This is a genomic window from Paracraurococcus ruber, from assembly GCF_004353985.1.
In the GTDB taxonomy this organism is placed as follows: Bacteria; Pseudomonadota; Alphaproteobacteria; order Acetobacterales; family Acetobacteraceae; genus Paracraurococcus; species Paracraurococcus ruber.
On record NZ_SMOA01000339.1, the window covers coordinates 1 to 5,034 of the forward strand.

The following is a 5,034-nucleotide window of genomic DNA, read 5'->3' on the forward strand; positions in this document are numbered from 1 at the left end:
CGGCACGCCAGGCCAGGCGGGCCAGCGGGCCGGCGGCGGCGCCGGGCCGCCCGCGGGCCGGGGACGGCTTGCCCTACCGGCCAGATGGCCGGTTTGCCGCGGCCGCCATCCGGCCTATGTCGCCAGGCCTACCGGAGAATGCCCCGCGTGCGACGAGCAGCGCCCCCGCAGGACCACGAGATCGTGCCCGAACGCTCCCACTGGCAGACGCTGCGGGACCTGCTGCCCTGGCTCTGGCCGGCCAACGAAGCAGGGCTGCGGCTGCGGGTGGCGCTGGCGGTGGCCTGCCTCATCGCCTCCAAGGCCGCCAATGTCCTGGTGCCGATCGCCTATGCCAAGGCGGTGGACGCGCTGGCGCCGAAGGACGGCGCGGCGGCCATGCTGGCGGTGCCGGTGGCGCTGGTGATCGGCTACGGGCTCCTGCGCATGGCCAGTTCCGCCTTCGGCGAGCTGCGCAACGCCGTCTTCGCCAAGGTGCAGGCCCGCGCCGCCCGGCGCATCGCCCTCTCGGTCTTCGGCCACCTGCATGCCCTGTCCATGCGCTACCACATGGACCGGCAGACCGGCGGCCTGTCCCGCGTCATCGAGCGGGGGACGCGCGGCATCACCTTCGTGCTGAACTTCCTGCTGTTCAACATCATCCCGACGATCCTCGAGATCCTGCTGGTCGCGGCGATCCTCTGGGGGATGTTCAGCATCTCCTTCGCCGCGGTGACGCTGCTGACCATCGGGCTCTACGTCGCCTTCACCCTGCTGTTCACCAACTGGCGGCTGCGCTTCCGCCGGGAGATGAACAAGCAGGACCAGGACGCCAACACCAAGGCGATCGACAGCCTGCTGAACTACGAGACGGTGAAGTATTTCGGCAACGAGACGCATGAGACGCGCCGCTACGACGAGAGCCTGACCCGCTACGAGACCGCCTATGTGCGGTCCGAGACCACGCTCAACATGCTGAATGCCGGCCAGGCCGCGATCATCGCCGCGGGGCTGACCGCCGTGATGCTGCTGGCGGCGCAGGGGGTGATGGCCGGGCGGATGACGGTCGGCGACTTCGTGCTGGTGAACACCTACCTCATCCAGCTCTATTTGCCGCTCAACATCCTCGGCTTCGCCTATCGCGAGATCAAGCAGGGGCTGACGGATACCGAGGCGATGTTCACCCTGCTGGGCGAGCGGCAGGAGGTGGCGGATGCGCCCGGCGCGCCGGCGCTGCCGGCCGGCCCGGGCGAGCTGGTGTTCGAGGATGTGCGCTTCGCCTACCGGCCGGACCGGCAGATCCTGAAGGGCGTGTCCTTCCGGGTGCCGCCGGGGAAGACGCTGGCGATCGTCGGGCCGACCGGCGCCGGCAAGTCCACCATCTCCCGCCTGCTGTTCCGCTTCTACGACGTGACCGGCGGGCGGATCCTGGTGGATGGCCAGGACATCGCCGGCATCACGCAGCAGTCGCTGCGCGCCGCCATCGGCGTGGTGCCGCAGGACACCGTCCTGTTCAACGACACCATCCGCTACAACATCGCCTATGGCAGGCCGGGCGCGCCGGAGGAGGCGGTGGTGCGCGCCGCGACGCTGGCGCAGGTGCACGACTTCGTGCTCCGGCTGCCGGAAGGCTACCGGACCATGGTGGGGGAGCGCGGGCTCAAGCTCTCGGGCGGGGAGAAGCAGCGCGTCGCCATCGCCCGCACCATCCTGAAGGACCCGCGCATCCTGATTCTGGACGAGGCGACCAGCGCCCTCGACACCCGCACCGAGCAGGAGATCCAGGCGGCGCTGCGCCAGGTCTCGGCCGACCGCACCACCCTGGTCATCGCGCATCGCCTCTCCACGGTGGTCGAGGCGGACGAGATCATCGTGCTGCAGGACGGCAGCATCGCCGAGCGCGGCACGCATGCCTCGCTGATCGCCGCGGACGGGCTCTATGCCGAGATGTGGCGGCGGCAGTCGGAGGCGGTGGCGATGGCCGAGGCCGCCGCGGCGGCGCAGCGCGCGGCGGATCTCGACCAGCCGCGCGCCGGCCGCGCCTCGGCCCTGGCGGCGCCGGGCTGACGCGGAGCGCGGGCCGGCGCGCGCCGGCCCCGTCACCGCCCCCGGGTCAGGCCCCAGGTCAGGCCTTCTGGGTCAGGCCACGGGTCAGGCCCAGCCGAGCTCCTGCAGCGCGTAGCCGTCGTTCCAGACCTTGGTCATGTGGGCGATCCGCCCGTCGCGCATCCGCATGGCGTAGACATAGTCGGTGCGCGTGGTCCGGCCGGTCGGCGGCATCGGGCCGCCCGCCTTGTGCGTGCCGATGAAGGTGGCGAAGGCGACGACCTCGCCACGCTCCGCATCCTCGGCGAAGGCATGCAGCTCATAGCGGCCATCGGTCAGCACGGTCAGGATGCCCTGCATCCAGTCGGCGTACTGCGCGAGCGTGCGGATCTCCGCCAGGGCGCCCGCCTGGGCCGCGAAGCTGGCGTCCGGCGTGCAATGGGCCCGGCAGGCCTCCCAGCCGCGTCCTGTCTCGCAGAGCTCGAAGAAGGCCTTCGCGGTCGTCAGGTTGGACATGGACGTCTCTCCCAGGGGGGCGGGTCTGCCGCCGCCCGCCGGGAGCCTAACGCGGGTCGCGGTCCGGGGTGCAGGACTTCGCGGCGCCCATCGCGGCGGCGCGCCCGGCACCGGGTGTCGCGGCGTGTCCTGCCGCCGGGTGCTGCCCGGGGCCCGCCGCCAAGGGGTTTCAGCCGGCGCACCGCAGCCCTATCTCCCGGGGCATCAGAAAGGTGCTGCATGCAACTAGACCCCCAGGGCGTGGCCCCGGACGACCTGAGCCATGCCGGATCGGTCGTGGACAAGGCCATTGAGTACATGATGGACCAGAAGATCGCGCCGATCTCGGTCGCCTCGGCCCTGCTCGGCGGAGCCCTCGGGCTGCTCGCCCGCACCATGGACGACCGTGCGATCGCCGGCGTGCTGCGCAATGCCCTGATGTCGGTGGAATCCGGGGAGCTGCGGGAGATGCGGGACCAGCTGCCGGGCGGCGGCGAGGGCCGCTGAAACCGGCGGCGTGACGGCGCGGACCGGCCCGGCCGGTCCGGGTGCCGCCCACCGCCGGCGAGCGGCTTCCGCTTGACTCCCCGGCACCTGCGCGCCATACGCCCCGACCTTGTCCGACCACCCGCGCGTGGCGTTTCGCGCCGCGCGCTGCCGTTTTCAGGATCAGAACCATGGCCCGCCGCTGCGGCATCACCGGGAAGGGCGTGCTGACCGGTAACAACGTCAGCCACGCCAACAACAAGACGCGTCGCCGCTTCCTGCCCAACCTGCAGGAGTCGTCCTTCTTCTCCGACGTGCTCGGCACCAGCCTGCAGCTGCGCCTGACCACCAACGGCATCCGGACCATCGAGCACAATGGCGGCCTCGACGCCTTCCTGCTCGGCACGCCGAACCGCAAGCTGCCGGTGGAAGCGCAGACCCTGAAGCGCCGCATCCAGCGCGCCCAGGCGAAGAAGGCCGGTGCCGCGGCCTGACCCGGCGACGCGCGGTCCACGTTCCCGGCAAACGCCGCGCCGCTGACCGCGCCTTAAGCCTTGCGTCCTAAAGCCGGGGTCATGCCCGGCTTTTTTCTTGCCCTCGCCTTGCTGCTCGCCGCTTTCGCCGGCTGGCGCACCCTGCTCCTCTCGGCCCGCCTCCGCGCCGCCAGGGCGGCGGAGGCCATGGCGCAGCGCCGGGCGGAAGGGCGTGCCCGCTGCCTCGCCATGGTGGCGCGGGAGCTCCAGGGCCCCGGCCTGTCCCTGCTGGCCGAGGCGCCCGGCCTGCCCGAGGCGCAGCGCATCGCCGTCGCCGCCGCCGGGCAGCAGATCCTCCGGCTGACCGACGACATCTCCGACTACCTGGCGGGGGAGGCCGGCCCGCGCCGGCTGACGCCGGAGCCGCTGGTGCTCGCCCCCCTGCTGCAGGAAGCGGTGGCGCAGGTGGCGACCCAGCTCGGCGGCAGCCGCCGCCATTGGCGCCTGGCGGAGGGCTTCGCCGGCCTCACGCTGCGGGCCGACCGGCGGGCCCTGCTGGGCGCGCTGACCCAGGTGCTGAACCGGGCGGCGCGGATGACGCGGGACGGGGATTCGATCGACCTGCGCCCTGTCCTGACCGAGGAAGCGGTGGCGATCGTCGTGGAGGACGAGGGGGCCGGGCTGGCCGCCGCGGACCTCGCCGCCGGCGCGCCGGAGGCGGGGTTGCAGGGCACGCGCGGCCTCGGCTTCGGCCTGGCGGTTGCCCGTTCGCTGCTGGAAGCGCATGGCGGCAGCCTGCGGCTCGAGGCGCTGCATGGGGTCGGCGGGCGCGCCTGGCTGACCCTGCCGCGCGACCGCCTGGTCGTCGCCGCCGGATAGATGCGGCAGGCCATCCCGCCGGGGCATCCCGCCAGCGCCCGGCGCGTCCTTCCGATGAGCCGCCGGCCGGCCTGCATGGCCCGTCCCGGCGAAGCGCAGGCGGGCCGGCAGGGACCGGCACCGGGACGGAGGCGGCGGTCACCGAAGCCGAATCCGCGGTCGCCGCAGCCGAAGCCGCTTCCGCGTCAGCCCGGCAGCGTCGCCGCCAGCCGCCGCGCCGCGGCGATCCAGCCCTCGTAGTCGTCCGGATCGGTCGTCGCGTCACGCGCCGTCGCCGCCACCACCGCGGGCAGCAGCCGCAGCACGGTCGCCAGCGTCGCCCGGTCCCGGTCGGTGGCCAGCGTCGCGGCGAAGCCGCCCACCAGCAGGTCCTCGGTCAGGTGCAGATAGGGGCCGGCGGCATCGGCCGGGGTCTGCGGCCAGTGCTCGAAGATCACCGGCCAGTCCGGCCGCTGGCGGAATTCGAGCACCGGCCGGGTGCCGTTCACCGCCAGCTTGCACCGCAGCCGCGGCCAGGCGTGGTCGGCGGCCCGCACGCCTTCCAGCAGCAGGTCCAGGTGGCGATAGCTGCCGCCCGCCCCGGCATAGCGTTCCAGCAGCCGCGCGGCCGCCACCATGGGCGCGCCGGCCGGTGCCGCGCCGGGCAGGCGCAGCGGCGGCGGCGCCCGGCGAGCCG

At 73.3% G+C, this 5,034-nt stretch carries 6 protein-coding genes; 4 read left to right on the forward strand and 2 right to left on the reverse strand.

Translation table 11 applies throughout. The annotated features are described in order from the left end of the window. Positions 1 to 138: 138 nt before the first annotated feature. Positions 139 to 2,046: an ABCB family ABC transporter ATP-binding protein/permease gene (locus tag E2C05_RS28485; protein ID WP_133223021.1), complete on the forward strand. Its 1,908-nt coding sequence runs from the start codon at positions 139 to 141 to the stop codon at positions 2,044 to 2,046. A gap of 84 nt (positions 2,047 to 2,130) precedes the next feature. On the opposite strand, the gene E2C05_RS28490 is transcribed toward E2C05_RS28485, so the two are convergent. Next, the gene (locus E2C05_RS28490; RefSeq protein ID WP_133223022.1) at positions 2,131 to 2,541 is read right to left on the reverse strand and encodes an ester cyclase; all 411 of its coding nucleotides are present in this window, start codon (positions 2,539 to 2,541) and stop codon (positions 2,131 to 2,133) included. Between the two features lie 219 nt (positions 2,542 to 2,760). Here E2C05_RS28490 and E2C05_RS28495 point away from each other — a divergent pair, with 219 nt between their 5' ends. From E2C05_RS28495 to E2C05_RS28505, 3 genes are all read left to right on the forward strand, one after another. Beyond that, positions 2,761 to 3,027, forward strand: coding sequence for a hypothetical protein (locus E2C05_RS28495; RefSeq protein ID WP_133223023.1), 267 nt, complete (start codon positions 2,761 to 2,763; stop codon positions 3,025 to 3,027). Between the two features lie 170 nt (positions 3,028 to 3,197). After that, positions 3,198 to 3,500, forward strand: coding sequence for a 50S ribosomal protein L28 (gene rpmB / locus E2C05_RS28500; protein WP_133223024.1), 303 nt, complete (start codon positions 3,198 to 3,200; stop codon positions 3,498 to 3,500). Between the two features lie 108 nt (positions 3,501 to 3,608). Beyond that, the gene (locus E2C05_RS28505; protein ID WP_205083149.1) at positions 3,609 to 4,358 is read left to right on the forward strand and encodes a sensor histidine kinase; all 750 of its coding nucleotides are present in this window, start codon (positions 3,609 to 3,611) and stop codon (positions 4,356 to 4,358) included. 185 nt (positions 4,359 to 4,543) lie between these two features. Here E2C05_RS28505 and E2C05_RS33520 read toward each other — a convergent pair. Beyond that, a partial coding sequence (locus E2C05_RS33520; protein WP_158292433.1) for a hypothetical protein occupies positions 4,544 to 5,034 on the reverse strand: 491 nt, incomplete at its 5' end.

What these genes read in the sequence shown, in the direction of transcription:
- E2C05_RS28485 (WP_133223021.1), top strand. Translation starts at nt 139, where the DNA reads ATGCCCCGCGTGCGACGAGCAGCGCCCCCGCAGGACCACGAGATCGTG.
- E2C05_RS28490 (WP_133223022.1), bottom strand. Translation starts at nt 2,541, where the DNA reads ATGTCCAACCTGACGACCGCGAAGGCCTTCTTCGAGCTCTGCGAGACA.
- E2C05_RS28495 (WP_133223023.1), top strand. Translation starts at nt 2,761, where the DNA reads ATGCAACTAGACCCCCAGGGCGTGGCCCCGGACGACCTGAGCCATGCC.
- rpmB (WP_133223024.1), top strand. Translation starts at nt 3,198, where the DNA reads ATGGCCCGCCGCTGCGGCATCACCGGGAAGGGCGTGCTGACCGGTAAC.